Genomic DNA, 23,205 nt, shown 5'->3' on the forward strand with positions numbered 1-23,205 from the left:
GCCCCCGTCAGCCGACGCGGTCGAGCCGGCGCATGCGGTCCAGCACACTGTCGGCGGTGGGCGATCGCAGTTCGTCGACGATGCGGCCGTCGGCGAGGAAGACCACCCGGTCCGCGTGGGAGGCGGCCACCGGGTCGTGGGTGACCATGACGACGCTCTGGCCGAAGTCGCGCACGCAGGATCCGAGGAGCGCCAGGACCTCCGCGCCGGCGTGCGAGTCGAGGTTCCCGGTGGGCTCGTCGGCGAAGATGATCTCGGGCTTTCCTGCCAGGGCGCGGGCGCAGGCCACGCGTTGCTGCTGTCCGCCGGACAGTTGGCCGGGGCGGTGCCTCAGCCGGTCGGCCAGGCCCACCGCGTCGACGACCCGTGCCAGCCAGTCCCTGTCGGGCCTGCGCCCGGCGATGTCCCCGGGCAGCGTGATGTTCTCCATGGCGGTGAGCGTGGGCATCAGATTGAAGGCCTGGAAGATGAACCCGATCCTGTCTCGGCGCAGCCGGGTCAGCTGTTTGTCCTTCAGGCCGGCCAGCTCCACATCGCCGATCGTCGCGGAGCCGGAGGTCACGCTGTCGAGCCCGGCCATGCAGTGCATCAGCGTGGACTTGCCGGATCCCGAGGGACCCATGATCGCGGCGAACTCGCCGCGCGGAAACTCCACGCTGACGTCGTCCAGCGCCAGGACCCGGGTCTCCCCCTCCCCGTAGACCTTGTGCAGCCCACGGGCTCGGGCAGCCGCCGCGTACGTGGTCGTCGTCATCGTCTCCATCACCATTGGAGTCCTCTCGGTGGAGCTCGGAACGCCGTCCACGCTCGCCCAAGCCGGGTCCTGGGGGCGTCCGGCCCTCAGCGGACCCGTTGGGTGGTCCGTAATGCCGCAGGCGTACGCCTGTAAGGCGACGCGGGGAGCCGGGTGCACGCCTACGCTCGGCCTGTGGAAGAGATCAAGCCCCGGCCGCCCCTGCTCGGACGCATCCCGCCAGGCGCCTGGCCGGTCCTCACCTGGTGCGCGGCTCTGCTGTTCGCACTGGCGCTGTGGCTGCTCGAGCAACAGGGCGGGCCCGAGGCCGCCCCCTTCCTGCGGGGCCCCTGGGCCGGCCTGGCGCTGGCCGTCGGCCTGGCGTTGCCGCTCGTAGCGGCCCGACGCCGACCACTGCCGGTCCTGGGCCTGGTCCTCACCGAATCCCTGGCGGCTGCGGCGCTCGCTCCCTGGGCGTGGGCTCTGCTGCTCCCGACGGCGGACGTGCTGCTGCTCTACATCGCCGCCACCGCCGACCGCAGCCGTCGCACCACTGCCATGGCGGCCGTCGCGGTCCTCACGGCGCAGATCAGCGGCTGGCGGATCACGAACGGAGGCTGGGCGCACGGTGTGACCGAGGCCGCGGTGCCGATCGCCTCGGTCGCCCTGGTCTCCTGGACGCTGGGCAGCTCGATCCGCCAGCGGCGCGAGTACGCCGAGCGGCTGCGTGAACAGGCCGCCGCCCAGGCGGTGCAGGCGGAGCGCCTGCGGATCGCCCGGGAGCTGCACGACACGGTCGCCCACAGCATCGGAGTGGTCGCCATCCAGGCCGGCGCGGCCAAGCGGGTCATCGAGACCCAGCCCGAGGGAGCCCGCAGAGCGCTCGACGCGATCGAGCTGACCAGCCGGGAGACCCTCGTGGGGCTCCGCCAAATGCTCGGCACGCTGCACCGGACCGAACCCGAACCGGTGACGGGCATGGCAGGCGTGGACCGGCTGACGCAGGGCACCGCCACGGCCGGACTCCACGTAAAGGTGCGCTGGCAGGGCACGAAACGTCCGCTGCCACCCGACACGGACCAATCGGCATTCCGCATCATCCAGGAGTCATTGACCAACGTGGTCCGCCACGCGAACGCCCGCCACTGCCAGGTGAACGTCGACTACCGCACCGCCGAGCTGGCCATCGAGGTCGTCGACGACGGCACCGGCGCGCCGCCCGATGCCGCGACCGACGGCACCGGCTACGGAATCACTGGAATGCGCGACCGAGCAGATCTGCTGGGCGGCGAGTTCAGCGCCGGGCCGCGCCCCGAGGGCGGCTTTCGGGTGACAGCCAGGCTGCCGGGATGACCGTACGCATCGTCCTCGCCGACGACCAGCCTCTCGTACGAGCCGGCCTTCGCATGGTCATCGCCGACGCCCCCGATCTGGAGATCGTGGGCGAGGCCGGAACCGGCACGGAGGCAGTCCGGCTGGTCAGGGAACTCCGGCCCGACGTCGTCGTGATGGACATCCGGATGCCCGGCATGGACGGCATCGAAGCCACCCGGATGATCACCGCCGATACCCCGGCACCGCGCGTGCTCATGCTCACCACCTTCGACGACGACAACAACGTCTACGCCGCGCTCCGGGCGGGGGCCAGCGGATTCCTGGTCAAGGACATGGCGCTGGACGACATCCTCACCGCCACCCGCGTCGTGGCCGCTGGAGACGCCCTCATCGCGCCGAGCGTCACCCGTCGCCTGATCGAGGAGTTCGCGAGCCGTCCCGCCCCGGCTGCCGTCCCGCCGCAGCGGCTCGACGGCATCACCGAGCGGGAACGCGAGGTGCTGACGCTCGTCGGGCGCGGCCTGTCCAACAGCGAGATCGCCGCCGAACTGTTCATCGGCCACGCCACCGCCAAGACCCATGTGGCGCGACTGCTGACCAAACTCGACGCTCGCGACCGTGTCCAGCTCGTGATCATCGCTTACAGAGCGGGCCTGGTGCCGTCCTCACCATGACCCGGCAGCAAGCAGGTCACCCCAGGTCTGCGATCTGGCCCATCGCCGCTTACGACAACGAGGACGCCTGCGGGCCTGGCTGTTCTCGATCGCCCCGGCCACCGGGGACCTCAACCAACGCACTGATGACCGCCGAAGCGTTCCCACTTTGCTGTGGCGTGCAGGAATCGACCGATTGATGAGCAAGATCGGTAAGCGGCGGCGCACAGTCGGATCGGCACCGGATCATGCCCATAAAACGGTGTCAGAAAGTCGATGTGCTCAAGAACTTGAGGAGCACCGATTTCTGTACGATCTGGCAGGTGCAGCCACCCCAGGACGACGACACCGCCGATCTCCTCGCACCCGTTCCGGCCGTACGGACCGGCAGCCTCGTGGGATACGCACGCGTGTCCACCAAGGGGCAGTTGCTCGACCGGCAGATCCACGCACTCACCGAAGCAGGGTGCATCCGGATCTTCTCCGACAAGAAGTCCGGCAAGAACGCCGAACGCGAGGAACTGTGGAAGGCCCTCGACTACCTGCGCGAGGGCGACACCCTCGTCGTCCCGTCGCTGGACCGGCTCGGCCGCTCTCTCCAGGACCTCATCGCCATCGTGTCCGGCCTGCGGAAGCGCGGCGTCGGCTTCACCTCGCTGCACGAGGCGCTCGACACGACGACGCCCGGCGGGCGCCTGGTCTTCCATGTCTTCGCGGCCCTGGCGGAGTTCATCCGCGAACTCATCGTCCAAGGCACCAACGAGGGCCTGGACGCCGCCCGCGCCCGAGGTGCCCGCCTCGGCCGCCCGCCGGCCATGACCGACGAACAGGTACGTCACGCCCGCGACCTGCTTGCCCGCCCGGAGAACACCGTCACCTCGATCGCCAAGCTCCTCGGGGTCTCCCGCAACACCATCTACAACTACGTGCCCGAACTGAAGGGCGGCCGTCTCGCGCTCGCCGAGTCGACCAACACGGCAGAACTGCCCCGACCCTCCAGGTCAAAGGACTGATCACCGCCGTTTGCGGCTGGTGACACGGTTCTTACCGGCACCCCGAGCTGGGCCCGGATGGCAGGTCGCGGGTCCAAGTGACCCGCACATCACCGATCTTGGGAAGGCGGAGCATGCCGTCTTCGAGGATCGACCAGCGGTCGGAACGGGTGAACCGTGCGGTCTGCCGGGTGTCCTTGCGGCTCTTGAACCTTGGCGTGGCCACCTTCGGTCCCTTGCGCTTGCCCGTCTTGGAGTCCTCGTGCGCCTTCCACGCCGCGTCCAGATCGCGGAGGGTCTGCTGCATCACGCCGACCGGACAATTCGAGAGGAACGCCCGATCCTCGGTCTTCTTCGCCACCGTGACCAGCGTCTTGCCCAGCTCGGCGTTCTTCGGGATCGACTGATACGGGCCCTCAGCGATCCGGTCCTTTGGAGGGCCGAGCCGTTTGTTCGACGCCTTGCGTTGCTTCTGCATCGCCAGCGCGTCGTTCCAGACCACGCGCCGACACCCGAACACCCGGGCAGCGCGGATGCGCTGCCCGGGTGTCAGGATGACGCGATACTGGAAACGAAGCTGCATGCCAGCATCGTACGAACGTTGCTTTTGGTCGAGTGCCGAGAGATCAGAACAGGCGTAAACTGCCCTTTCTTCTTCATATGCTTGGTTTTCGTTACGAAGTACAGGCACAACGCGTTCGCCGAACCAGTAAAAGCCGGGGTCAGGACAGCCTTGAGAAGCGATTCCCTACCAGGCTGAATCCTGGTACTCCCTCGCTAGATCTCGGTGGCGGAAACAGGCTGAACGCACCCAGCCGCCGGGCCCCCGGTGTCCCGCGTTCCGCTTGGCGGGTACGGTGCCGATCAACGGCCGGGAGACAGGCCGCTGCGACTGTTGCACGGGGGTAACTGCGCGTGGAGCTTGGAGACTTCATACCGGATGGCATCGAGGACTGGGTCGATGACCGGGTCGAGGATGTCGGTGGGGCGATCGACGAGGCGGGGGACTGGACGGCGGATCGGCTGGATGACGTCGGCTGGCAGAGCGGTGCGGACTGGGTCCGGGACAAGTCGGATTCGGCGGCGAACGCGCTGGGAGCGGCTGTCGATGAGATGCAGCTGGGTGAGAGCGAGGATGCGAAGAAGCTGATCCACGGCAGCCCGTCCAAGCTGCGGTCGACCGCGAGTCATCTGAGCGACTTCAAGACCGCGTTCAACAATGTGGGCAAGGGGTTGCGGGGGCTGGGTTCGGGGTCGTTGAAGGGGAAGGCGGCGGACGCGTTCCGGGAGAGTGTGTCGGTCGAGCCGAAGAAGTGGTTCGCAGCGGCGGATGCGTGTGAGAAGGCGTCGGGGGCGCTGGAGCGGTTCGCGGGGACGGTGGAGTGGGCGCAGGGTCAGGCGGAGGAGGCGATCCGGCGCTACAAGAAGGGCAAGAAGGCCTCGGACGACGCCCGCTCGGCGCACAACGACACCGTGTCCGCGTACAACAAGGCGGTGGACGCGTACAACGGCCTGCCTGCGGACAAGCGGGACCCGTCCTCGCTGCCGGACAAGCCGGGGGCGTTCCAGGATCCGGGGGCGGCGGAGGTGAAGGCCGCGCAGGAGTTGTTGGCGGAGGCGCGGCGGCAGCGGGATGAGGCGCATGGGGTGGCGAAGGCGGCGGTGGAGGGGGCGCGGGACGCCGCGCCGAAGAAGCCGTCGTACGCCCGGCAGGTGGGCGACGGGCTGGAAGGGCTGAACCTGGACGCGAGCCATTTCCTGGGTGGCGTGGTCAAGGGGACGGCGGGCCTGCTGAACTTCGTCCGGCAGGTGAACCCGCTGGACCTGTACAACATCACCCACCCCGCCGAATACGTCACCAACCTCAACAACACGGCTGCTGGTCTGCTGCGGATGGCCAATGATCCGGTTGCGGCGATCAAGGGCATGTGGGGCGCGTTCCAGCAGGATCCGTCCGAGGGGCTGGGCCGGTTGGTGCCGGAGCTGATCGGTACCAAGGGCCTGGGCGGTGCGAAGGCTGCCGTCACCGCTGCGGAGCGGCTGCCCGCCACCGTCGCCCGGGCTGAGAGGTCGGGGTTGCAGACGCTGGCCAAGGACGGCCCGGCGCCGCATGCGACGCCGGACGTTGCGAAGACCGCGGATGGTACGGATCCGGTGGACCTGGCGTCGGGGCGGATGTATCTGCCGCAGCGGGATGTGGTGCTGCCGGGGGCGTTGCCGCTGGTGTTCGTGCGCCGGGCGGAGTCGGGGTACCGGGCGGGCCGGTGGTTCGGCCCGTCATGGTCGAGCACCGCCGATCAGCGGCTGGAAATCGGCGCACGGGGCGTGGCGTTCGTCGCCGAGGACGGACTGCTGCTCTCGTACCCCCACCCGGCCCCCGGCCTGCCGACCCTGCCCGAACTCGGCCCGAGGTGGCCCCTGGAGCGCACGGCAGAAGGCGATTACACGCTCACCGATCCGGACACGGGTCACACCCGCTACTTCACCGGCCCGCAAGGCGGCGGCGACGGCGAGGCCCTGCTGGCGGAGCTCAGCGACCGTAACGGCCACCGCCTGACCTTCGAATACGACGCGCAGGGCGCCCCGACCAGCATCGTCCACAGCGGCGGCTACCACCTCAAAATCACCACCGAAGAGGGCCGCATCACCGCCCTTCACCTGACGGGCGCCGACCAGCAGCTCATCCGCTACGCGTACACGGACGGGAACCTCACCGAGGTGGTCAAGTCCTCCGGTCTGCCGCTGCGGTTCGAGTACGACACCGAACGCCGGGTGATCGCGTGGATCGACACCAACGAGCGCCGTTACGACTATGTCTACGACAACCGGGACCGCTGCATTGCAGAGGGCGGCACCGAGGGCCACATAGCGCTGCACATCGACTACGGCCCGGTCGATGAGCGCACGGGCCACCGGGTCACCACGGTCACCACCGCCGAGGGCCACACGACCCGTTATCTGGTGAACGACCGGTGCCAGGTCATCGCCGTGACGAACCCGCTCGGCCACACCACCCGCACCCGTCGCGACCGCTACGGCCGGATCCTGTCCCGCACCGACGCGCTGGGCCGGACCACCGCCTACACCTACGACACGGCCGGCCGGCTGACCTCCGTGACCACCCCCGACGGACACCGGCGCACCGCCACCTACAACACCCTGAACCTCCCCGTGGAGGTCACCCACGCGGATGGGGCCACCTGGCGCTACGCGTACGACGAGCGGGGCAACCGCACGACGGCAACTGACCCGTTGGGCCACACCACCCGCTACACCTACGACGACCACGGCCACCTGGCCACGGCCACCAACGCGCTCGGCGACGCCGCGCGTGTGCGCTGCGACGCGGCCGGGCTCCCCGTCGAGATCACCGACCCCTTGGGCGCGGCCACCACCTACCACCGTGACGCCTTCGGCCGCCCCACCATCATTACCGACCCCCTCGGCGCCACCACCCACCTGGAGTGGAGCGTCGAGGGCAGGTCGCTGCGGCACATCGCCCCGGACGGCACCGAGCAGACCTGGACCTACGACGGCGAAGGCAACCCCACCACCTACGTGGACGCGAGCGGCGGCCTGACCCGTTACGAGTACACCCACTTCGACCTGCTGGCTGCCCAGACCGGCCCGGACGGGGCCAGGCACGAGTTCACGTACGACACGAGGCTGCGCCTCACCGAGGTCACCAACGCCCAGGGCCAGACCTGGACCTACACCTACGACCCGGTCGGCCGGCTGCTCGCCGAGACGGACTTCGACAGCCGCAGCCTCACCTACGCCTACAACGCGACGGGCCAACTGGTCTCCCGCACCAACCCCCTGGGCCAGACCACCTCCCTTGAGCGCGACGAGTGCGGCCGAATCGTCAGCAAGAACGCCGACGGCCGGGTCACCACCTTCACCTACGATCCGGCCGGGCGGCTGGTGGAGGCCGTCGGCCCGGAGGTGGCGCTGACGTACCGGCGGGACCGGATGGGCCGCATCACCTCGGAGATCGTCGGCGACCGCGTCCTCACCCGCGCTTACGACGCACTGGGGCGCACCGTGCGCCGCACCACCCCATCCGGCGCGAAATCCAGGTTCACCTACGACGCGGCGGGCCGCCGCACCACACTGACCACCTGCGGCCACACCCTCGACTTCACGTATGACGCGGTAGGCCGGGAAACAGCCCGCCAACTTGGGCCTACCGCCAATCTCGCGCAGATCTGGGACCCGGCCGGGCGGCTGTCCGAGCAGACCCTGACCGGCCCGGAAGGCGGAAGCCTTCAGCACCGCGCCTACACCTACCGCCCCGACGGCCACCTGACGGCGGTTGACGATCAACTGCGCGGCCCCCGCACCTTCGACCTGGACGACGCGGGCCGGGTCACCACCGTCCGGGCCGAGGGCTGGACAGAGACCTACGCCTACGACGAGGCGGGCAACCAGACCCACGCCACCTGGCCACACGAACAGCCCACCCCGGAGGCCACCGGCCCGCGCACCTACACCGGCACCCGCATCACCCGCGCCGGACGCGTCCGCTACGAACACGACACCGCCGGCCGCCTCACCCTCCGCCAGAAAACCCGCCTGTCGAAGAAACCCGACACCTGGCACTACACCTGGGACACCGAAAACCACCTCACCACCCTCACCACCCCCGACGGCGCCCTCTGGCGCTACCTCTACGACCCCCTCGGCCGCCGCACCACCAAACAACGCCTAGCCGACGACGGCCAAACCGTCCTCGAACAGACGGACTTCACCTGGGACGGCCACACCCTCGTCGAACAGACCACCACCACACCCGACCTCCGCGACCCGACCACTCTCACCTGGGAACACGACGGCTTCCGCCCCCTGACCCAGACCGAGCGCACCACCGACGCCGCGACCCAGCGCGAGATCGACCGCCGCTTCTTTGCCATCGTCACCGACCACATCGGCACCCCCACCGAACTCATCGACGAAACCGGCGACATCGCCTGGCAAGGCCGCACCACCCTCTGGGGCACCACGACGGAAGAACGTACGGGGCAGACCCACACCCCCCTGCGCTTCCCGGGCCAGTACTTCGACCCCGAAAGCGGCCTCCACTACAACCACCACCGCTACTACGACCCCACCACCGCCCGCTACCTCACCCCCGACCCTCTCGGCCTCACCCCCGCCCCCAACCCGGTCACCTACGTCCCCAATCCGCACCGCTGGGTCGACCCCCTGGGGCTGGCCCCCTATGAGGACGGCATTGATTGGGACCAACCGCGGAGCACGCTGGGACCACGCCCTGACGGCGAGCTTGTATTCGCCGGTCATGGCGGGATCGAGACCGACCTTCCGACGTTCGAGGTGCCCGAGGGCACGAGGGTCGCCGTGTACGCGGACGACGGCGAGCCCCTGATGGGCTGGCAGGCGGATGCTGTCATCGACGGGGATCCGCGCATGGTGCCGGTGTGGACCTACGAGCCGGGAACCATGATGCCGGACTACATTTTGGGTCCGCTGGAGGACGGGATCCCCTACGGCACCGCCATCGTCACGGAGAAGAATCCGGTTCGTCTGTCGTTCATGCTGGATCCGCATATGGGCCGCGTGCACTGGGCGGCGTGCCTGAAATTCTTCCGCCCGGAATGAACGGCCGGAACGCGCACAAGGAGCACACGACATGACCGACCCCGTCGAGCTGGTCTGGCCGACCGCCCTGGACGAGGGGCTGCTGGCGAGGACGCACCGGATGATCCACGCCGTCACCGAGACCGGCGGGGCCATCGGCTACCTCACGCCGCCCGACCGGGCGGAGACCGACGCCTGGCTCCACGGGGTCCTGGCCGACGTACGGACCGGGGACGCGGCGCTCGCTCTGGCGACATCGGCGGACGGGTCGGACGAGGTGCTGGGCTGCGCGCTCTGGCGGCGGCGCGCCGCCGTGGCCAGCTACCGGCACAGCGCCGAGATCCAGCAGGTCATGACCCACCCCGCCGCCCGGGGCCGGGGCATCGGCCGCCTCCTGGTGTCCGCGCTGATCGACGACGTGCGCGCGGCCGGTCTGGAGTTGCTGATCCTCGGCGTCCGCGGCAACAACCATGGCGCGATCGCCCTGTACGAGGACCTGGGCTTCCGGGAGTGGGGTCGGCTGCCGAGCGGGATAGCCGTCGGCGACGAGCGCTTCGACGACGTCAAGATGTATCTGGAGCTGGGCCGCCCGGACGGCGTCGCGGTCCACGGCTCGGCGGCGGTCGGCGCGGGAGCCTCGGCGCGCCGCGCGTGAGCGGGGCGGCCGAGCCCCGTTATTGCTAGGGGATCCTCGGGCAGGGGATGGTCGGCCGGATCCGGTTCGCGCTGCATGCGACCACGTGGACGGAGGCGAACCCGGTCCCCCGCAGGTACCAGCCGCCGACGACATCCCCGCCCCAGCTGAGCCGGTCGTCGGCGGCCGCGAACCGTTCGGCTTGCCGGGTGGGGTTCTTGTCGTGGTCGGTCATGAAGGCGGGGGTCAGGTCGGTGACCTGGTCCCGGTACCAGGCTGAGGCTTTCTCCGGCTCCTGGAAGGTGGCTTTGATCATTCTGGCCGGGCGCAGCAGCCAGTGCGGTACCTCCAGGGGCGGCACCTCGCTGGCCATGAAGGCGGGGGCTGGCGGCTGTGATCTGTTTCCACTCGTGGGGCGTGATGTCGTGGACGACGAGGTGTGGTGGTCGGCGTGTGGACTCGTCGTCGTAGGTTCGGCGTTCTCCGGTCCAGCGGTAGCAGTGCCAGTGTGACGCAGTCATGAGGGTGGCTCCTGCGTGGTGGGAGCGGCCCCGCGGCGGGGGCGGGGCCGCCATTTGGCTAGTGCGCGTATTCGCGTCCGTCGTCGGAGTCGCCGGGTGTCTGGCCGCCGGGGGTCGGGGCGTCGGTGTCCGGCATGGTGTCGCCGCTTTCCGGGTCGTGGCGGGAGGCGTGCTGTAATCGCATGGGCTGCTCCTGTGTCCTCGCGCGGTTGCGCGGTGCTCGTCCCGGCCACTGGCCTGCAAGCGGGGGCCGGGGCGAGGCTTTGGGCGGGCGTACGCCGTCGAGGGCTGGATTTGTGGTGAGTTTGAGACGGCGACACGCCGTCGCTTCGGCGTGTCGCTGTCTCAAACTCACCACAAAGTCACTGGCAGAGGCCCGCCGGTCTAGGTGGCATCTGCCTTCAGGGCCTCGATGGGCGGGGTCTGGTGGCAGCCGCAGTCACAGCGGACGGTGAAGATGAGCGCGCCCCGGGTCGCGGGCGGTACGGGCGCCGCCCGGACTTCGCCCGGTCCCTTGCAGAATGCGTGGATCTCGGCGGGTGTGGTGTCGGGCTCGGCGGTGTACATGGCGCAGTACGGGGACAGACGCCGGCCGCCGGCCGGGGCGGTCATGTCGCCTGCCTGTCGCGCTGCAAGGTGATCAGCACCTCGTACAGGTCGGCGTCGGGGTGCGGCCGTCGGCGGTTGCAGTCCGGGCACAGGTGGCGCAGGCAGCCGGGCCCGGACGCCGACGCGCGCAGCACGGTGATCGGCTCGCGGGTGGACTTGTCGCAGCGGTAGCAGTACTCCGTCACCGGGCGGCCTCCTCGCGGGGCCCGAGCGCTTCGCGGGTCGCGGTCTGAAGCGCGGTGAGGAGGGCCGCCGGATCGGTCAGGTGGCAGTCGTATCGGGGCGGTACGCGCCAGTGGACGCCAGGCCCCGTCGTGCGAGCTGCGGGAGGTACCTCGATGTAGGCGGTCGCTCCCCACACCTGGACGGAGGGCAGCAGGCTCATGTCCCACTGGGCGGCGGCGCCCGGCTCGATGAGCCAGTACAGCATCCTGTCGATCGGGTTCTCGATGACCGCGCCCGTCGTCGCCCCCAGTAAGCCGAGGGTGCGTTTGCCGATGCCGATCGAGAGGGGAACGCGCACGACGTCCCACGATCGGCCGGCGGGCCGCAGCTCCGCGCTCTGCCCGCTGGGCGGCGTCCACGACAGGACACGGTGGTTGCTCGTCGTCTCCACAGGAGCCCCCGACGTCATCGGTGATCAGGTGATTACCGACCGTAAGAGCGCCGGGGGCGGGGAGGGGGCAGAGATTCTGCCCCTCGAACGCGGGTTCAGGTGGCCAGTACGCCGATCTTCACGGCCAGTGCGGCCGCACGACGGCGACGCTCAGGAGACTTCGCCTCCGTCTCTTCCAGGACGATGCGGCGCGCGTAGCCGTTGTAACGAATCGTCTCTGGGGCAGCCTCGTGCGCCTTGTCCAACGTTGCCAGCGCGGTCTCCGGCTGCCCGTCAAGCTGGTAGCCCCGGGCCTCCTCGATCCTGTGCCGGGCCAGCCGAGGTCGTGAAGGGATTGTCTCTGTGTCGGCCTTCGCGGCCTGCCGTACGGATTCCGGGCCCGCGTGCAACTCGACGGCGACCGTGACCGCGTGCGCCCCCATGATGGCCCGGGAGAACGACGTCATGAGGTGGTAGTAGTCGGCGGGGAGCCGCTTGGCCATCTTGCTTGCGGTGTCCCAGTAGCTCCACGCGGTGCCGGTGTCTCCGCGGCGTGCGGCGGTGTATCCGGTCTCGAACTGCAAGGCGCCCGCGATGGCGCGCACATCGTCCGGCGCGTCCGGCAGGAGAGGCATGAGGTAGCGCAGGGCCTCCAGGGTGACTGCGTCGGCTGCGTCGAAGTGGGCGGGACCGCTCTCGCGGTGGGCCTGGGCGGTGAGCCAGGCGGCTACACCGATGGCGTGCGGGTCCTCGCTCTCCTGGGCAGCGACCATCGCGCGGTCGACCACGCGCCAGTAGAGGGCGGAGTCCGGCTGGTACGCGATGAAGAACTGGCTGAGGCCGTAGACCTCGGCCAGCACCGCTTGAGCCGCTCGCCGGTCGGGGGCGCGGTCGGCCTGGCGTACGGCGAGCTGTGCGTCCCGGATGAGGTTCGGCAGGAGAGTGCCGATCACATCGCGGTGGTTGGGTGCGGAGTGGCGGGCTGACCAAGCGCGTTCGAGGCATGCCCTCAGGTGCGTGGCCGAAGGTGCTTCGCGATCGTCGGCGACGGGGAATGCGTCAATCGCGGCTCGCACCGCAGGCAGCTTGGCGTGACCGGGGCCGATGAAGAGATCGATGGGCATCGTCTGGTCGCCGGTGAGCTCAGCGAGGTTGCGGACGCGTAGGACCTCGGCGATGCGCAAGATCATGGGAAATCCGGGAGTGTGGAGAGCGCCGTTCTCCACCTGCTTCACCCAGCTCGGGGACTTGTCGAGAAGACCGGCGAGGACGGTACGGCTCATGCCCCGGCGTGTGCGGAGGACTTGCATCCGCTGGCCGAAGACCAGCGGGTGGTCCAGCGGGTTGGGGGTAGCGTCAGATGGCATGGCCTTGCCCCTCTCTGTCCAGCTCGTCGCTGCCAGGGTATGAGGCAAGGCCCCTCTGGTGTGAGGCCGTTCACTCCCAGGCATGGCGAACGCTGTGCCCCCGGGCCGTGGCCGGTGTCCGCTGTAGCATCCGGAGCCCGCTGAGCACATGACGAGGTGAACGCGATGACGACGATCGCCGTGACCGGGCACATGGACCTCACCGAGGACTCCGTGCCGCTGGTGCGCGAGGAACTGGACAGGATCCTCGCCGCGTATGAGCCCTCCGACCTGGTCGGTGTGTCGTGCATCGCGCGCGGCAGCGACAGCGTGTTCGCGGATGCGGTGCTGGCCGTGGGCGGGCGGCTGGTCGTGGTGGTTCCGTCGCGGGATTACCGGGAAGCGAAGGTGAAGCCGGACCACGCAGCGACCTTCGACCGGCTCAGGGACGCGGCGGACGAGGTGCTGGTGATGCCGCATGCCACGGCGAACCGCGCGGCGTACGAGGCGGCGAATGCCGTACTGCTGGAGCGTGCCGACCGCCTTGTGGCCGTGTGGAACGGGCAGCCGCCGACCGGCAAGGGCGGGGGCACGGCGGACGTGGTGTACGAGGCGCGCGACGCGGGGCTGCCCGTGGATGTCGTCTGGCCGGACGGAGCGTCCCGCCGGGTGTGACGAAAGCCGGACCGTGCGCGAGCGCGGCGGGCGAGCCTCCGCCGGACGCCTTCCGCGCTCGCCGGCCTCAGCCCGCGGCGCGTTCCGCGAGTGGGCGGCGACGCAAGGCGGTGTCGGTCAGTGAGCGCGGGGGGAAGGAAGTGCTGGGGTTGTACCGGTTCACCCCGGGCGGCACGATTTCGTCGATCCGGTCGAGGGTCGCATCGTCCAGGGTGAGCGCGGCGCCCTTGAGGAGATCCGCCAGCTGCCCCATGGTCCGCGGTCCGATGATCGCCGAGGTGACGGCTGGGTGGGCCACGGTGAAGGCCACGGCGAGCTGCGGGAGGGTGCAGCCGATGCTTGTCGCGAGTTCGATGAGCTGTTCGACGGCGTCGAGCTTGGCGGCGTTCTCGGCGATCGCGGGATCGAAGAATGCCGGGCGGAGCGCGGCACGGCCGGCTGCCAGGTCGATGGGCCGGCCCTTGCGGTGCTTGCCGGTGAGGAATCCGAAGGCGAGGGGGCTCCAGACCAGCACCCCCATCCCGTAGCGCTCGCAGACGGGCAGGAGCGAGGCCTCGATCCCGCGGGCCAGAATCGAGTAGGGCGGCTGGGCGGTGCGGAAGCGTCCGAGGCTGCGCCGCTCGGAGACGTGGTGTGCCTCGACGATCTCCTCGGCCGGGAAGTTCGAGCAACCGAAGGCGCGGATCTTTCCCTGGCGCACGAGGTCGCTGAGTACCGAGAGCGTCTCCTCGATGTCCGTGGTGTGGTCGGGGAGGTGGACCTGGTAGAGGTCGATCCAGTCGGTGTTCAGGCGCCTGAGGCTGTCCTCGACCGCCGTGAGGATCCAACGCCGCGAGTTGCCACTGCGGTTGCGGCCCTCGCCCATCTGGAAGTGGACCTTGGTGGCGAGTACGACGTCGTCACGGCGCCCCCGCAGCGCCTTTCCCACGATCTCCTCGGACTCGCCCTGTCCGTACATGTCGGCGGTGTCGACGAAGTTGATGCCCTGGTCGAGGGCGGCGTGGATGATGCGGACACAATCGTCGTGGTCGGAGTTGAAGCCGTCCTGGAACATCATGGTCCCGAGGCAGTGGACGCTGACCTCGATACCGGTTCTGCCGAGGGTGCGATAGCGCATGGTGATGCTCCCTAACTAGGTCAACCGATCACGCGGAGCGACAGAAGCGTCGATCGCACGAGGCACCCTAGGAACTAGACCCGGCTCTAGATCAAGCCCCCGTTACCCTGACCGGCATGGCTGAGATCACGGCGAATCTGAGTATCGGAGAGGTCGCCGAACACACCGGTTTGAGCGTTCACGCGCTGCGCTTCTACGAGCGCGAGGGCCTCTTCGTCAACGCCGTGCGACGCGGAGCCGGCGGGCGCCGCGTCTACAGCGAGGATGACGTGGACTGGCTGACCGTCTGCATCATTCTCCGCGCCTCGGGCATGCCCCTGCCCACGCTTCGCCGATATACCGATCTGGTCAGAGACGGCGCCGGTAACGAGGAAGAACGGCTGACGCTCATGCGCGAGCATCAGGAGAACGTCACCGCCCAGATCGGCAGGCTCAGTGAGTCCTTGGACCTGATCAGGTTCAAGGTCGGGGTGTATGAGGACCTTGTCGACCAAGGCAGCGCCGCCACCCGTCAATGTCACGCCCCATCCGCTTCGGCCTGAGTCCGTCAACGTGTGAGAGGCAAGAGATGGTGACACCGCTGCCCGATGGGCTGGCCACGCCGGCGCTCGTGGTCGATCCGGATGTGCTGGACAGAAATATCTCGCGGATGGCTGAGGCTTCGCGGGCTCAAGGGTTCGCCCTGCGTCCCCACGCCAAGAGCCACAAGTGCGCGCAGATCGCCGACCGTCAGCTGCGGTCCGGCGCACGCGGGCTGTCGGTGGCCACGATCGGCGAAGCCGAGGCATTCGCCGGGGTCGGCGTGGACGACCTGTTCATCGCTTATCCCGTGTGGCTCGATGCCGACAAGGCACAGCGGCTGCGCCGGTTGGCGGACGACGTGGCCCTGAGAGTCGGCGTCGAGTCGGTCGAAGGCGCGCGGCGGCTGGGGGAGGCCGTGCGCGGCAGCGCCCGGACGGTCGAGGTGCTCGTCGAGGTCGACAGCGGGAGCCATCGCACCGGAGTGCAGCCTCATGCCGCTGGTGAGGTCGGGAAGGCGGCCGCCGACGCGGGACTGAATGTTGTCGGCGTGTTCACGTTCCCGGGACACGGCTACGGGCACGACGCGCGGGCACGCGAGCGCGCCGCACGAGATGAGGAGCGCACGCTGGGCGAGGCCGCACAGGCGCTGCGGGACCTTGGGCTCGGCGCCCGTGTGGTCAGTGGCGGGTCGACTCCGACGGTGGGGCAGTGGCAGCCGGGTGCGGTGAACGAGTTGCGGCCGGGTGTCTACGTCTTCAATGACGCCACCCAGCTGGCCATCGGCACCTGCGGGGTGGAGGATCTCGCACTGGTCGCCGCGGCGACGGTGATCAGTGTTCCCGCCCCGGATCGCTTTGTGCTCGATGTCGGCAGCAAGGTCCTCGGCTCCGACCGGTCGTCCTGGGTGACGGGCCATGGCTACCTGCCCCAGTTCCCACAGGGATCCATCACCGGGTTGTGGGAGCACCACGCCGTGGTCCGGCTTCCGGAAGGGGTGCGGGGACCACGCCTCGGGGCGTTGGTGGCTGTCGTCCCCAACCACATCTGCACGCCGGTGAATCTCGCCGATGAGCTGCTGGTCGTCCGGGACCGCGAAGTGATCGACCGCTGGCAGGTAACAGCACGAGGTGCCAATGCCTGAGCGGACGTTCTTGAGGGCGTCGATCGGTGTGCGGCGCCCCCTGGCCCGGCGCGATCAGCAGGGCCAGGGGGCGGCGTGGGTGCGCGTCAGTCGCCCTGGCCGATGCCACCCATCGGGCCGACCTTCACCGAGGAGCCGGAACCGTCCGTGACGGGCAACGTGGCGGCGCCCGGCCAGTCGAGGGTGACCGACTTCGTCTCGTTCGGCGGGGTCACCACGAGCCCCGTGACGCGGACGCCGGAGCCGCCCGAGTCGTTGTCCGGGTAGGTGATGCCGAAGTACGTCGACTTTCCGTCCTTGAGGACGATCGGGTCGGCCTGCTCACCACTGCGCTCCGCGGACACCGTCCCCTCGCTGGTCTTCAGGTCGACGCCCGCGAACCCGGAGAGCGTGCAGTCCCGGCCGCCACCGTTCTTCAGCGTCACCGCGACGGTGCGCTCGCCGTCGCCGTCGATGGTGCGGTCCGCCGCCGTGATCTCCAGCTCGTCGGTGCGGCACTTGTCGGCCTTGCTGTTGTCGTCGGAGCCGCCCGAGCCCGAACCGCCGCCCGACGAAGACGCTGCGGACGAGGACGACGGCTTGCTCTGTCCCGTGCCGTCATCGTCGTTCTGGCAGGCCGTGAGCGAGAGACCCGCGACAACGGCCAAGGTGGCGAAGGTGAGTTTGGAGACGCGCATCGTTGTTCCTCAGTATCGGTGGGGGGTGTCGCTGCTCGGTACGAGTCGGTACGAGCGAGCGTTTCTGGGCACCAAGATTGGCCCCGCCGACAAGCTGTTCCGTCCAACCACCCGCTAATACATCCCTGTTACACACGCAGCCGGGCACACCCCGCCCGCACCCGCTGCTCCCGCACCCCTCCTCTGCCGCCATCCGGAGCGGGAAACAGGGCCCGAACACGGTGCGCCGCATGCGCCGCACCGCGCCAGGGCACGCCGCTGGAAGGCGGTCTCGGCCACGGTCCGTTGGGACAGACCCGTAACGTGGCGGATCTTGACCACAACCGGTGGCATGTGCCGATCAACCCGCCTGGCCCGCGCGCGCCCGGGGCCGGCCGCCCGGCGGATTGACAACGGCGACTTACCCGATGGCCTCCAGCACCGTCGCGTTGGCGAGCCCGCCCGCCTCGCACATGGTCTGGAGGGCGTACCGCGCGCCGCGCTCGCGCATGGCGCCGACCAGGGTGGTCATCAGCCGGGCGCCGCTGGCGCCGAGGGGGTGGCCGAGGGCGATGGCGCCGCCGTTGACGTTGACCTTGCCGGGGTCGGCGCCCGTCTCCTGCTGCCAGGCCAGCACCACGCTGGCGAACGCCTCGTTGACCTCGAACAGGTCGATGTCCGACAGCGCCAGCCCGGCCCGGCGCAGCACCTTCTCCGTGGCGGGGATGACGCCGGTGAGCATGAGCAGCGGATCGGAGCCGGTGACGGCGAAGCTGTGCAGCCGGGCCTTGGGGCGCAGGCCGAGCCGGGCCGCCGTCTCGCTGCTGGTGATCAGCAGCGCGGCGGCGCCGTCGTTGACCGGGCTGCTGTTGCCCGCGGTCACCGACCACTGGATCTGCGGGAACCGCTCGGCGAACCCGGGGTCGGCGAAGGCGGGCCGCAGCCCGGCCAGCACCTCGGGCGTGGTGCCGGGGCGGATGGACTCGTCGGTGTCCACCGTGCGGTCGTCCGCCCGTACCGGGGCGAGCTCGGTGGCGAACCGGCCCTCGGCGGTCGCGCGGGCCGCCTTCTGGTGGGACGCGGTGGCGAAATCGTCCATCTGCTCCCGCGTGAGGGACCACTTGGCGGCGATCAGCTCGGCGCTGATCCCCTGCGGCACCAGCCCCTCGGGGTAGCGGGCCGCGATGCCCGGCCCGAACGGATCGGCGCCCGCGGGCACGTTGGACCACATGGGGACCCGGCTCATGGACTCCACGCCACAGGCCACCACCAGGTCGTACGCCCCGGAGATCACTCCCTGCGCGGCGAAGTGCACGGCCTGCTGCGAGGAGCCGCACTGCCGGTCCACGGTCGTCGCCGGGACGGAGTCGGGGAATCCGGCGGAGAGCCATGCGTACCGGGTGGTGTTCATGGCCTGCTCGCCCACCTGGTCGACGCACCCGCCGATGACGTCGTCGACCAGGGCCGGATCCACCCCGCTCCGCTCGATGAGCGTGCCCAGCGTCTGGGCCAGCAGCTCCACGGGATGCACTCCGGCGAGCGCGCCGCCCGGTTTTCCCTTGCCGATGGGGGTGCGGACGGCTTCGACGATGACGGCGTCGCGCATGGCGATCGCCTCCTCTTCCAGCGAGTTCCAGCGAGGCGGGGTGAGTTTGTTTTTCCAACGCTCCTGGCTACTGAAGAGTAGCAAGGGGGGGCGGGCATCACAAGGCCACCGCCCCCTCGGGTGGGCGGTGTGGGGTGTGCGGTGTGTCGGCGAGGGGCGACAACCGGCCTGCCCGGCCGATTGGTTACGGTCGGGCAACGCGAGGGTGAGGCCCGGGGAAACCGGGGGAAGATGGTGGTGTGAGCGTGGCGCATCGGGCCATGGAGCGATTGCGGGACTGGCCGGACCTCGACGTGGGCCCGGCCTGCTGTGGCGCGGGCCGCGCGCTGCGTACGGCGGAGTGCGAGATCGTGCACTTCCACTCCGACCGGGACGCTGACCTGCACCTTACCGAACCGGCCATCCGGCACCTGGCCGTCCACCTGGGGCGGTCCACGGCGATCCGGCTGGTGCCGGACTCGCAGTGGGTGACCGTGCACCTGGACAACGAGCGGGACGCGGATGTGCTGCTGTGCCTGGTCAGTGTCGCGCTGAAGGCGCATGCGCGGTGTTCCGGGGCCCCGGCGCACCGCTGCAACCTCAACCGGGTGACGTTCCCGGACCGGAGAGACCACCAGATGTGCTGAGAGGCGGCCGTCGTCCGGCCGTCATCCGGTGGTCGTCCGGCCGCCGGTCCTGCTCCTCAGCGGATCTCGACCCTGCCGCCCTCGTCCGCCTTGTCCGCGCCGCCCTCGGGTGAACCCAGGCTCCGCCGTACCGAGTCCAGGATCGTCAGGCCCTGCCCGACCAGGCCCGCCGCGATCTCGCCCAGGCCGTCGGCGCCGTTGAGGACGTTGACGTTGGCCCCGGAGAGCCCGTTGGCTGCCTCCTTGACGATCTGCGGCAGCTGGTCGATGAGCATGCGGTCCAGCGCCACCCGGCCGTGCGAGGCCGCGGCCTCGGCCTGGATGCGCATCCGCTCCGCCTCGGCCAGCGCCAGCACCCTGATCCGCTCGGCCTCGGCCTCGGCGGGCTTCACGATCTCGGCGACCAGCTGCTGCTGGCGCAGGTCGGCCGCGCGCTGGGCCAGTTCGGTCCGCGCGGCGAGCACCTCCTGCTGCGCATGGGCGTCGGCCAGTGGTCCGGCCTGGGCGGCCTGGGCCTGGGCGCGCTCGACCTCCGCCGAGTACTCGGCCTGCACGATGGCGGTCTGCCGGGCGTATTCGGCCTGCTTACGCGCGGCCGCCTGCTCCGCCTCGGCCGAGGCCTGCGCGGCCTGGGCCTGGGCGATCTGGGCCTGGCGCTGGATGGCCGCCTTGTGCGGGGCGGACATCGCCGCGATGTAGCCGGTGTCGCCGTCGTCGATGGACTGGATCTGGAGGGAGTCCACGATCAGACCGATCTTCGCCATCTCGGTCTTGGAGGTGTCCAGGACCTCGGTGGCGAGCTTCTGCCGCTCGGTGATGATCTCCTCGACGGTCATCGAGCCGATGATCGCGCGCAGGTGTCCGGCGAAGATCCGGCCGGTCAGCACCGACATCTGGTCCTGGTCGGAGAGGAACCGCTGGCCCGCGTTGACGATGCTCTCGGTGTCGTTGCCGACCTTGAAGGCGATCACGGCACGGACCGTCAGGACGATGCCCTGCTTGGTGACACAGGTCTCGGCGACCTCCGACTCGCACATCGCCAGGGTCAGGAACCGGGTCTTGCGGAAGACGGGGATCACGAACTTGCCGTGGCCGGTCACCACCCGGAACGGCGCCCCACCCTGTCCACGCCTGCCGCCGGAGATGAGCATCGCCTGGTCCGGGGCGGGAACGCGGTAACCGAACATGTTTCGTCTCCTCAACCGGCGCTGCCGGCCTCGCCGGGCAGCGCGTTCAACGGATCAGCCCACTCGATGACGTCGACGTGGCGCGCGCCACGGCAATCGATCACGAGCACGGATGTTCCTTTGGGCAGGGGGACGTCGGACCAGGCGAGGAAGGTTTCGGAGCCGCCTCTGATCCGTACCAGGACCTCACCGGGGCCGGTGGATCCGCGGGTGCCGATGACCAGCACGCCGGTGCAGCCGCGTACGGCGTCGTCCGTCGCCATGGATGGCCACGCCCCCCTTGTCTCGCTGATGCCGAGGCTCGGACACTAATGCCACGGCGTCAACGTTTCGGACCGGGGTCGGTGGAGTCCGGGTCGTGTGGCCGGGTGCACAGGTCCACGAGCCGGGCGCGGTGTGCGGGGTGGGCCGAGAGCCAGCGGCCGAGCTGGTGGTCGGCGCCGTCCAGGACGAGCTTGGCGAACCGGGACTTCGTACGGAGGGCCTGCTCGATCCCGGCCGTGACCTCGGCCGGGATGATGTCGTCGCGTTCCGGGACGACGAGGACGGCGCGGCCGGTGAAGGCGCCGAGCACGTCGAAGACCGTGCTGGGGCGCCAGCTCTCGGGCCGGCGGATCAGCTCGGTGAACCCGTCGCCGAACGGCAGTGGCCATGCCTCGGGCGCGTACGCCGCCGGGGCGCACAGGCAGATCGCCGCGACCCGGCCGCCGAGGTGGGCGGCCAGATCGGCGACGGTCTGGCCGCTCATGCTGAAGCCGACCAGCGTGAGCGGGTCGCCGTCGGGGGCGAACGCCTCTATGACGTCGAGCGCCTGACGGTACCTCCGCTCCAGGCTCAGCTCCGCCGGCCGCCCCGAGCTGTCCCCGTGTCCGGAGAAGTCGAACGCGAGGGAGGGGTGGCCCGCGGCGGCGAAGTCGCGGGCGAGCGGGATGGACCGCTCCTTGCTGCCGACCCCGGCCCCGTGCATGATCACCACGCGGGTGCGGCCGGTGCCGGATGGCGCGGGTCCGGCGGTTTCGGCGGCGGGCTCGAAGGTGGCACAGCTCAGGGATTCGCCGTCGGCGTGGTGGATGAATTCCACGGGCACTCCCGCTGTGGTCGGATGTGGCGGCATCGCTGATTCGGCGAGAGCGTACTGGAACGCGAGCGGGCCCCGTCGACCGCGTTCGGTCGGCGGGGCCCGCTGGGGGAAGTCGGGGCTCAGGCCTTCGCGGCGCCCGCTTCCTTGACGAGGCGGGCGAGCACGTCGTTGAGCTGGCCGGTGACCTCGGCGTCGTTCTCCGGGTGCAGCTCGGCGAAGCGGGTCACGGAGCCGGGGATGGCGAGCTTGATGTCCTCGACGACGGTGCCGCCGGCGATGCCCACGGACTTACGGGCGTCGTCGTGGGCCCACACGCCGCCGTACTGGCCGAAGGCGGTGCCGACGACGGCCACCGGCTTGCCGCCGATGGCGCCGACGCCATACGGGCGGGACAGCCAGTCGATCGCGTTCTTCAGGACGCCCGGCATGGTGCCGTTGTACTCGGGCGAGAACAGCAGCAGGGCGTCGGCCGCGGCGGTCGCGGCACGCAGCTTGGCGGCGGCCTCGGGCACGGACCCCTCGACGTCGATGTCCTCGTTGTAGAACGGAATGTCGGCCAGGCCCTCGTGAATCTGGATCTCGACACCCTCGGGGGCGAGCTTCACGGCGGTCTCGGCGAGCTGACGGTTGTGCGAGCCGGCGCGGAGGCTGCCGACCAGGGCGAGGATACGAACAGACATTTCTTCTCCAAGATCGATAAGCGCCCGCGGTGCGGACCTCATTAGTTGAAGGTTATACCAGATAACCGGACCGCGGTCCACTTTAATCCAAGCGGACCGCGGTCCGCTAAGCTTGCTCATCATGACCTCGTCAGCGGCGTCCCAGCCCCCGCCCCCTCCCGCCTCGTCCTCCCAGGACGCGGCCGGGCGGTCGCTGCTGCCCCTGGCCGGCCAGGCGCCGCCCATGCGGGCCGACGCCGCGCGCAACCGGGCCCGGCTGCTGGAGGCCGCCGCGCGGCTGGTCGCCGAGCAGGGCGCGGACAACCTGACCATGGAGGCGGTCGCCTGCGCCGCGTCGGTCGGCAAGGGGACGGTCTTCCGGCGCTTCGGCGACCGCACCGGTCTGCTCCAGGCCCTGCTCGACCACTCCGAGCAGGCATACCAGCAGGCGTTTCTCACCGGCCCGCCCCCACTCGGGCCCGGCGCCCCGGCCGTCGAGCGGCTGGAGGCGTTCGGCGTGTCCACCCTCCGCCAGATGTCCGCGTATCTCGACCTCTACCTGGCCGGTGATCCGCCCGCCGACCGCCGCCTGGTCATCGCCCCGCGCCAGGTCCGGCTCACCCACATCACCATGCTGCTCCGCGAGGCGCGGGCCGACGGCGACGTGGAGCTGCTGGCGGAGACGCTGATGGGCTGGCTGGAGCCCGCCCTCATCCACCATCTGACCCGGCAGCGCGGCATGGCGCTGGAGCGGCTGGAGGCGGGCTGGCGCGACCTCGTCGCCCGTGCGGTCGGGCCCGCCACCGCCTGAGCCGCCCCGGACCTTCCCGCGGTGCAGATTTGCGGCTCCGCCGCGTGGGGGGCTTTGCCCCTGGACCCCGGGGTCTGGGGCAGCGCCCCAGTTTCGGGAAGGGGCGGG

General features: G+C 70.1%; 25 protein-coding genes. 10 read left to right on the top strand and 15 right to left on the bottom strand.

Annotated elements, in window-relative coordinates:
* Nucleotides 1-7: 7 nt before the first annotated feature.
* Nucleotides 8-763 carry an ABC transporter ATP-binding protein gene (locus tag ACH4S9_RS35950; RefSeq protein ID WP_311723404.1) on the bottom strand — a complete coding sequence of 252 codons (756 nt, stop codon included), beginning with the start codon at nt 761-763 and terminating at the stop codon, nt 8-10.
* A gap of 165 nt (nt 764-928) precedes the next feature.
* Here ACH4S9_RS35950 and ACH4S9_RS35955 point away from each other — a divergent pair, with 165 nt between their 5' ends.
* From ACH4S9_RS35955 to ACH4S9_RS35965, 3 genes are all read left to right on the top strand, one after another.
* Nucleotides 929-2,086: a sensor histidine kinase gene (locus ACH4S9_RS35955; protein ID WP_311723407.1), complete on the top strand. Its 1,158-nt coding sequence runs from the start codon at nt 929-931 to the stop codon at nt 2,084-2,086.
* Nucleotides 2,083-2,742: a response regulator transcription factor gene (locus ACH4S9_RS35960; protein ID WP_311723408.1), complete on the top strand. Its 660-nt coding sequence runs from the start codon at nt 2,083-2,085 to the stop codon at nt 2,740-2,742. The genes ACH4S9_RS35955 and ACH4S9_RS35960 overlap by 4 nt, the downstream gene beginning before the upstream one ends.
* 374 nt (nt 2,743-3,116) lie before the next feature.
* Entirely contained in the window at nt 3,117-3,734 is a 618-nt protein-coding gene (locus tag ACH4S9_RS35965) for a recombinase family protein (RefSeq protein ID WP_311723851.1), read from the top strand.
* Between the two features lie 31 nt (nt 3,735-3,765).
* Here the strand turns inward: ACH4S9_RS35965 and ACH4S9_RS35970 are convergent, their stop codons facing one another.
* Nucleotides 3,766-4,296 (bottom strand): helix-turn-helix domain-containing protein, encoded by a 531-nt coding sequence (locus ACH4S9_RS35970; RefSeq protein ID WP_398375746.1) that lies wholly within the window; start codon nt 4,294-4,296, stop codon nt 3,766-3,768.
* 332 nt (nt 4,297-4,628) lie between these two features.
* Between ACH4S9_RS35970 and ACH4S9_RS35975 the strand changes: the two genes are divergently transcribed.
* Both ACH4S9_RS35975 and ACH4S9_RS35980 read left to right on the top strand, forming a co-directional pair.
* The gene (locus ACH4S9_RS35975; RefSeq protein WP_398375748.1) at nt 4,629-9,332 is read left to right on the top strand and encodes a putative T7SS-secreted protein; all 4,704 of its coding nucleotides are present in this window, start codon (nt 4,629-4,631) and stop codon (nt 9,330-9,332) included.
* 31 nt (nt 9,333-9,363) lie between these two features.
* Nucleotides 9,364-9,966 (top strand): GNAT family N-acetyltransferase, encoded by a 603-nt coding sequence (locus tag ACH4S9_RS35980; protein WP_311728563.1) that lies wholly within the window; start codon nt 9,364-9,366, stop codon nt 9,964-9,966.
* A gap of 25 nt (nt 9,967-9,991) precedes the next feature.
* Here ACH4S9_RS35980 and ACH4S9_RS35985 read toward each other — a convergent pair whose 3' ends face one another.
* The 6 genes from ACH4S9_RS35985 to ACH4S9_RS36010 form a co-directional block, all read right to left on the bottom strand.
* Nucleotides 9,992-10,318, bottom strand: a complete 327-nt coding sequence (locus tag ACH4S9_RS35985; protein WP_398375750.1) for a hypothetical protein — start codon at nt 10,316-10,318, stop codon at nt 9,992-9,994.
* 206 nt (nt 10,319-10,524) lie between these two features.
* A complete protein-coding gene (locus ACH4S9_RS35990; RefSeq protein ID WP_398375752.1) occupies nt 10,525-10,650 on the bottom strand; it encodes a hypothetical protein in 126 nt (41 codons plus the stop codon).
* Nucleotides 10,651-10,850: 200 nt separating this feature from the next.
* Nucleotides 10,851-11,078, bottom strand: a complete 228-nt coding sequence (locus ACH4S9_RS35995; protein ID WP_385350297.1) for a hypothetical protein — start codon at nt 11,076-11,078, stop codon at nt 10,851-10,853.
* Complete coding sequence (locus ACH4S9_RS36000; RefSeq protein ID WP_385350301.1) at nt 11,075-11,260, bottom strand: hypothetical protein; 186 nt, start codon at nt 11,258-11,260, stop codon at nt 11,075-11,077. Before ACH4S9_RS36000 ends, ACH4S9_RS35995 begins: the two co-directional genes overlap by 4 nt.
* Nucleotides 11,257-11,691: a hypothetical protein gene (locus ACH4S9_RS36005; RefSeq protein WP_398375753.1), complete on the bottom strand. Its 435-nt coding sequence runs from the start codon at nt 11,689-11,691 to the stop codon at nt 11,257-11,259. The genes ACH4S9_RS36000 and ACH4S9_RS36005 overlap by 4 nt, the downstream gene beginning before the upstream one ends.
* A gap of 95 nt (nt 11,692-11,786) precedes the next feature.
* On the bottom strand, nt 11,787-13,037 hold the full coding sequence (locus ACH4S9_RS36010) for a helix-turn-helix domain-containing protein (protein WP_398375754.1): 1,251 nt from the start codon (nt 13,035-13,037) through the stop codon (nt 11,787-11,789).
* 165 nt (nt 13,038-13,202) lie between these two features.
* On the opposite strand from ACH4S9_RS36010, the gene ACH4S9_RS36015 reads away from it, so the two are divergent.
* Complete coding sequence (locus ACH4S9_RS36015) at nt 13,203-13,691, top strand: hypothetical protein (RefSeq protein ID WP_385350310.1); 489 nt, start codon at nt 13,203-13,205, stop codon at nt 13,689-13,691.
* Between the two features lie 67 nt (nt 13,692-13,758).
* Here ACH4S9_RS36015 and ACH4S9_RS36020 read toward each other — a convergent pair whose 3' ends face one another.
* Nucleotides 13,759-14,808, bottom strand: coding sequence for an aldo/keto reductase (locus ACH4S9_RS36020; protein WP_311728559.1), 1,050 nt, complete (start codon nt 14,806-14,808; stop codon nt 13,759-13,761).
* Nucleotides 14,809-14,924: 116 nt separating this feature from the next.
* Here ACH4S9_RS36020 and ACH4S9_RS36025 point away from each other — a divergent pair, with 116 nt between their 5' ends.
* Nucleotides 14,925-15,350 carry a MerR family transcriptional regulator gene (locus ACH4S9_RS36025; RefSeq protein WP_398375757.1) on the top strand — a complete coding sequence of 142 codons (426 nt, stop codon included), beginning with the start codon at nt 14,925-14,927 and terminating at the stop codon, nt 15,348-15,350.
* Nucleotides 15,351-15,376: 26 nt separating this feature from the next.
* The gene (locus ACH4S9_RS36030; RefSeq protein ID WP_398375759.1) at nt 15,377-16,471 is read left to right on the top strand and encodes an alanine racemase; all 1,095 of its coding nucleotides are present in this window, start codon (nt 15,377-15,379) and stop codon (nt 16,469-16,471) included.
* Between the two features lie 86 nt (nt 16,472-16,557).
* On the opposite strand, the gene ACH4S9_RS36035 is transcribed toward ACH4S9_RS36030, so the two are convergent.
* Together ACH4S9_RS36035 and ACH4S9_RS36040 are read right to left on the bottom strand one after the other, a co-directional pair.
* Entirely contained in the window at nt 16,558-17,148 is a 591-nt protein-coding gene (locus tag ACH4S9_RS36035; protein WP_311728556.1) for a DUF4232 domain-containing protein, read from the bottom strand.
* 400 nt (nt 17,149-17,548) lie between these two features.
* Nucleotides 17,549-18,733 (bottom strand): thiolase family protein, encoded by a 1,185-nt coding sequence (locus ACH4S9_RS36040; protein ID WP_311728555.1) that lies wholly within the window; start codon nt 18,731-18,733, stop codon nt 17,549-17,551.
* Between the two features lie 239 nt (nt 18,734-18,972).
* Here ACH4S9_RS36040 and ACH4S9_RS36045 point away from each other — a divergent pair, with 239 nt between their 5' ends.
* A complete protein-coding gene (locus ACH4S9_RS36045) occupies nt 18,973-19,359 on the top strand; it encodes a luciferase family protein (RefSeq protein ID WP_311728554.1) in 387 nt (128 codons plus the stop codon).
* A gap of 56 nt (nt 19,360-19,415) precedes the next feature.
* Here the strand turns inward: ACH4S9_RS36045 and ACH4S9_RS36050 are convergent, their stop codons facing one another.
* From ACH4S9_RS36050 to ACH4S9_RS36065, 4 genes are all read right to left on the bottom strand, one after another.
* Nucleotides 19,416-20,546 (bottom strand): SPFH domain-containing protein, encoded by a 1,131-nt coding sequence (locus tag ACH4S9_RS36050; protein ID WP_311728553.1) that lies wholly within the window; start codon nt 20,544-20,546, stop codon nt 19,416-19,418.
* An 11-nt stretch (nt 20,547-20,557) separates the two neighbouring features.
* Nucleotides 20,558-20,809 carry a hypothetical protein gene (locus ACH4S9_RS36055; protein ID WP_311728552.1) on the bottom strand — a complete coding sequence of 84 codons (252 nt, stop codon included), beginning with the start codon at nt 20,807-20,809 and terminating at the stop codon, nt 20,558-20,560.
* A gap of 59 nt (nt 20,810-20,868) precedes the next feature.
* Entirely contained in the window at nt 20,869-21,627 is a 759-nt protein-coding gene (locus ACH4S9_RS36060; protein WP_398375763.1) for an alpha/beta hydrolase, read from the bottom strand.
* A gap of 119 nt (nt 21,628-21,746) precedes the next feature.
* Nucleotides 21,747-22,307: an NAD(P)H-dependent oxidoreductase gene (locus ACH4S9_RS36065; RefSeq protein ID WP_398375765.1), complete on the bottom strand. Its 561-nt coding sequence runs from the start codon at nt 22,305-22,307 to the stop codon at nt 21,747-21,749.
* A 121-nt stretch (nt 22,308-22,428) separates the two neighbouring features.
* Between ACH4S9_RS36065 and ACH4S9_RS36070 the strand changes: the two genes are divergently transcribed.
* Nucleotides 22,429-23,097 carry a TetR/AcrR family transcriptional regulator gene (locus ACH4S9_RS36070; protein ID WP_398375767.1) on the top strand — a complete coding sequence of 223 codons (669 nt, stop codon included), beginning with the start codon at nt 22,429-22,431 and terminating at the stop codon, nt 23,095-23,097.
* The last annotated feature ends 108 nt before the right edge of the window (nt 23,098-23,205 follow it).

This window comes from Streptomyces sp. NPDC021225 (genome assembly GCF_044332865.1).
In the GTDB taxonomy this organism is placed as follows: domain Bacteria; phylum Actinomycetota; class Actinomycetes; order Streptomycetales; family Streptomycetaceae; genus Streptomyces.

Coding starts and splice junctions, on each gene's coding strand:
- ACH4S9_RS35950 (WP_311723404.1), bottom strand. CDS start 763: ATGGAGACGATGACGACGACCACGTACGCGGCGGCTGCCCGAGCCCGT.
- ACH4S9_RS35960 (WP_311723408.1), top strand. CDS start 2,083: ATGACCGTACGCATCGTCCTCGCCGACGACCAGCCTCTCGTACGAGCC.
- ACH4S9_RS35970 (WP_398375746.1), bottom strand. CDS start 4,296: ATGCAGCTTCGTTTCCAGTATCGCGTCATCCTGACACCCGGGCAGCGC.
- ACH4S9_RS35980 (WP_311728563.1), top strand. CDS start 9,364: ATGACCGACCCCGTCGAGCTGGTCTGGCCGACCGCCCTGGACGAGGGG.
- ACH4S9_RS35985 (WP_398375750.1), bottom strand. CDS start 10,318: ATGGCCAGCGAGGTGCCGCCCCTGGAGGTACCGCACTGGCTGCTGCGC.
- ACH4S9_RS35990 (WP_398375752.1), bottom strand. CDS start 10,650: ATGCGATTACAGCACGCCTCCCGCCACGACCCGGAAAGCGGCGACACC.
- ACH4S9_RS35995 (WP_385350297.1), bottom strand. CDS start 11,078: ATGACCGCCCCGGCCGGCGGCCGGCGTCTGTCCCCGTACTGCGCCATG.
- ACH4S9_RS36010 (WP_398375754.1), bottom strand. CDS start 13,037: ATGCCATCTGACGCTACCCCCAACCCGCTGGACCACCCGCTGGTCTTC.
- ACH4S9_RS36015 (WP_385350310.1), top strand. CDS start 13,203: ATGACGACGATCGCCGTGACCGGGCACATGGACCTCACCGAGGACTCC.
- ACH4S9_RS36020 (WP_311728559.1), bottom strand. CDS start 14,808: ATGCGCTATCGCACCCTCGGCAGAACCGGTATCGAGGTCAGCGTCCAC.
- ACH4S9_RS36025 (WP_398375757.1), top strand. CDS start 14,925: ATGGCTGAGATCACGGCGAATCTGAGTATCGGAGAGGTCGCCGAACAC.
- ACH4S9_RS36030 (WP_398375759.1), top strand. CDS start 15,377: ATGGTGACACCGCTGCCCGATGGGCTGGCCACGCCGGCGCTCGTGGTC.
- ACH4S9_RS36035 (WP_311728556.1), bottom strand. CDS start 17,148: ATGCGCGTCTCCAAACTCACCTTCGCCACCTTGGCCGTTGTCGCGGGT.
- ACH4S9_RS36040 (WP_311728555.1), bottom strand. CDS start 18,733: ATGCGCGACGCCGTCATCGTCGAAGCCGTCCGCACCCCCATCGGCAAG.
- ACH4S9_RS36050 (WP_311728553.1), bottom strand. CDS start 20,546: ATGTTCGGTTACCGCGTTCCCGCCCCGGACCAGGCGATGCTCATCTCC.
- ACH4S9_RS36055 (WP_311728552.1), bottom strand. CDS start 20,809: ATGGCGACGGACGACGCCGTACGCGGCTGCACCGGCGTGCTGGTCATC.
- ACH4S9_RS36065 (WP_398375765.1), bottom strand. CDS start 22,307: ATGTCTGTTCGTATCCTCGCCCTGGTCGGCAGCCTCCGCGCCGGCTCG.
- ACH4S9_RS36070 (WP_398375767.1), top strand. CDS start 22,429: ATGACCTCGTCAGCGGCGTCCCAGCCCCCGCCCCCTCCCGCCTCGTCC.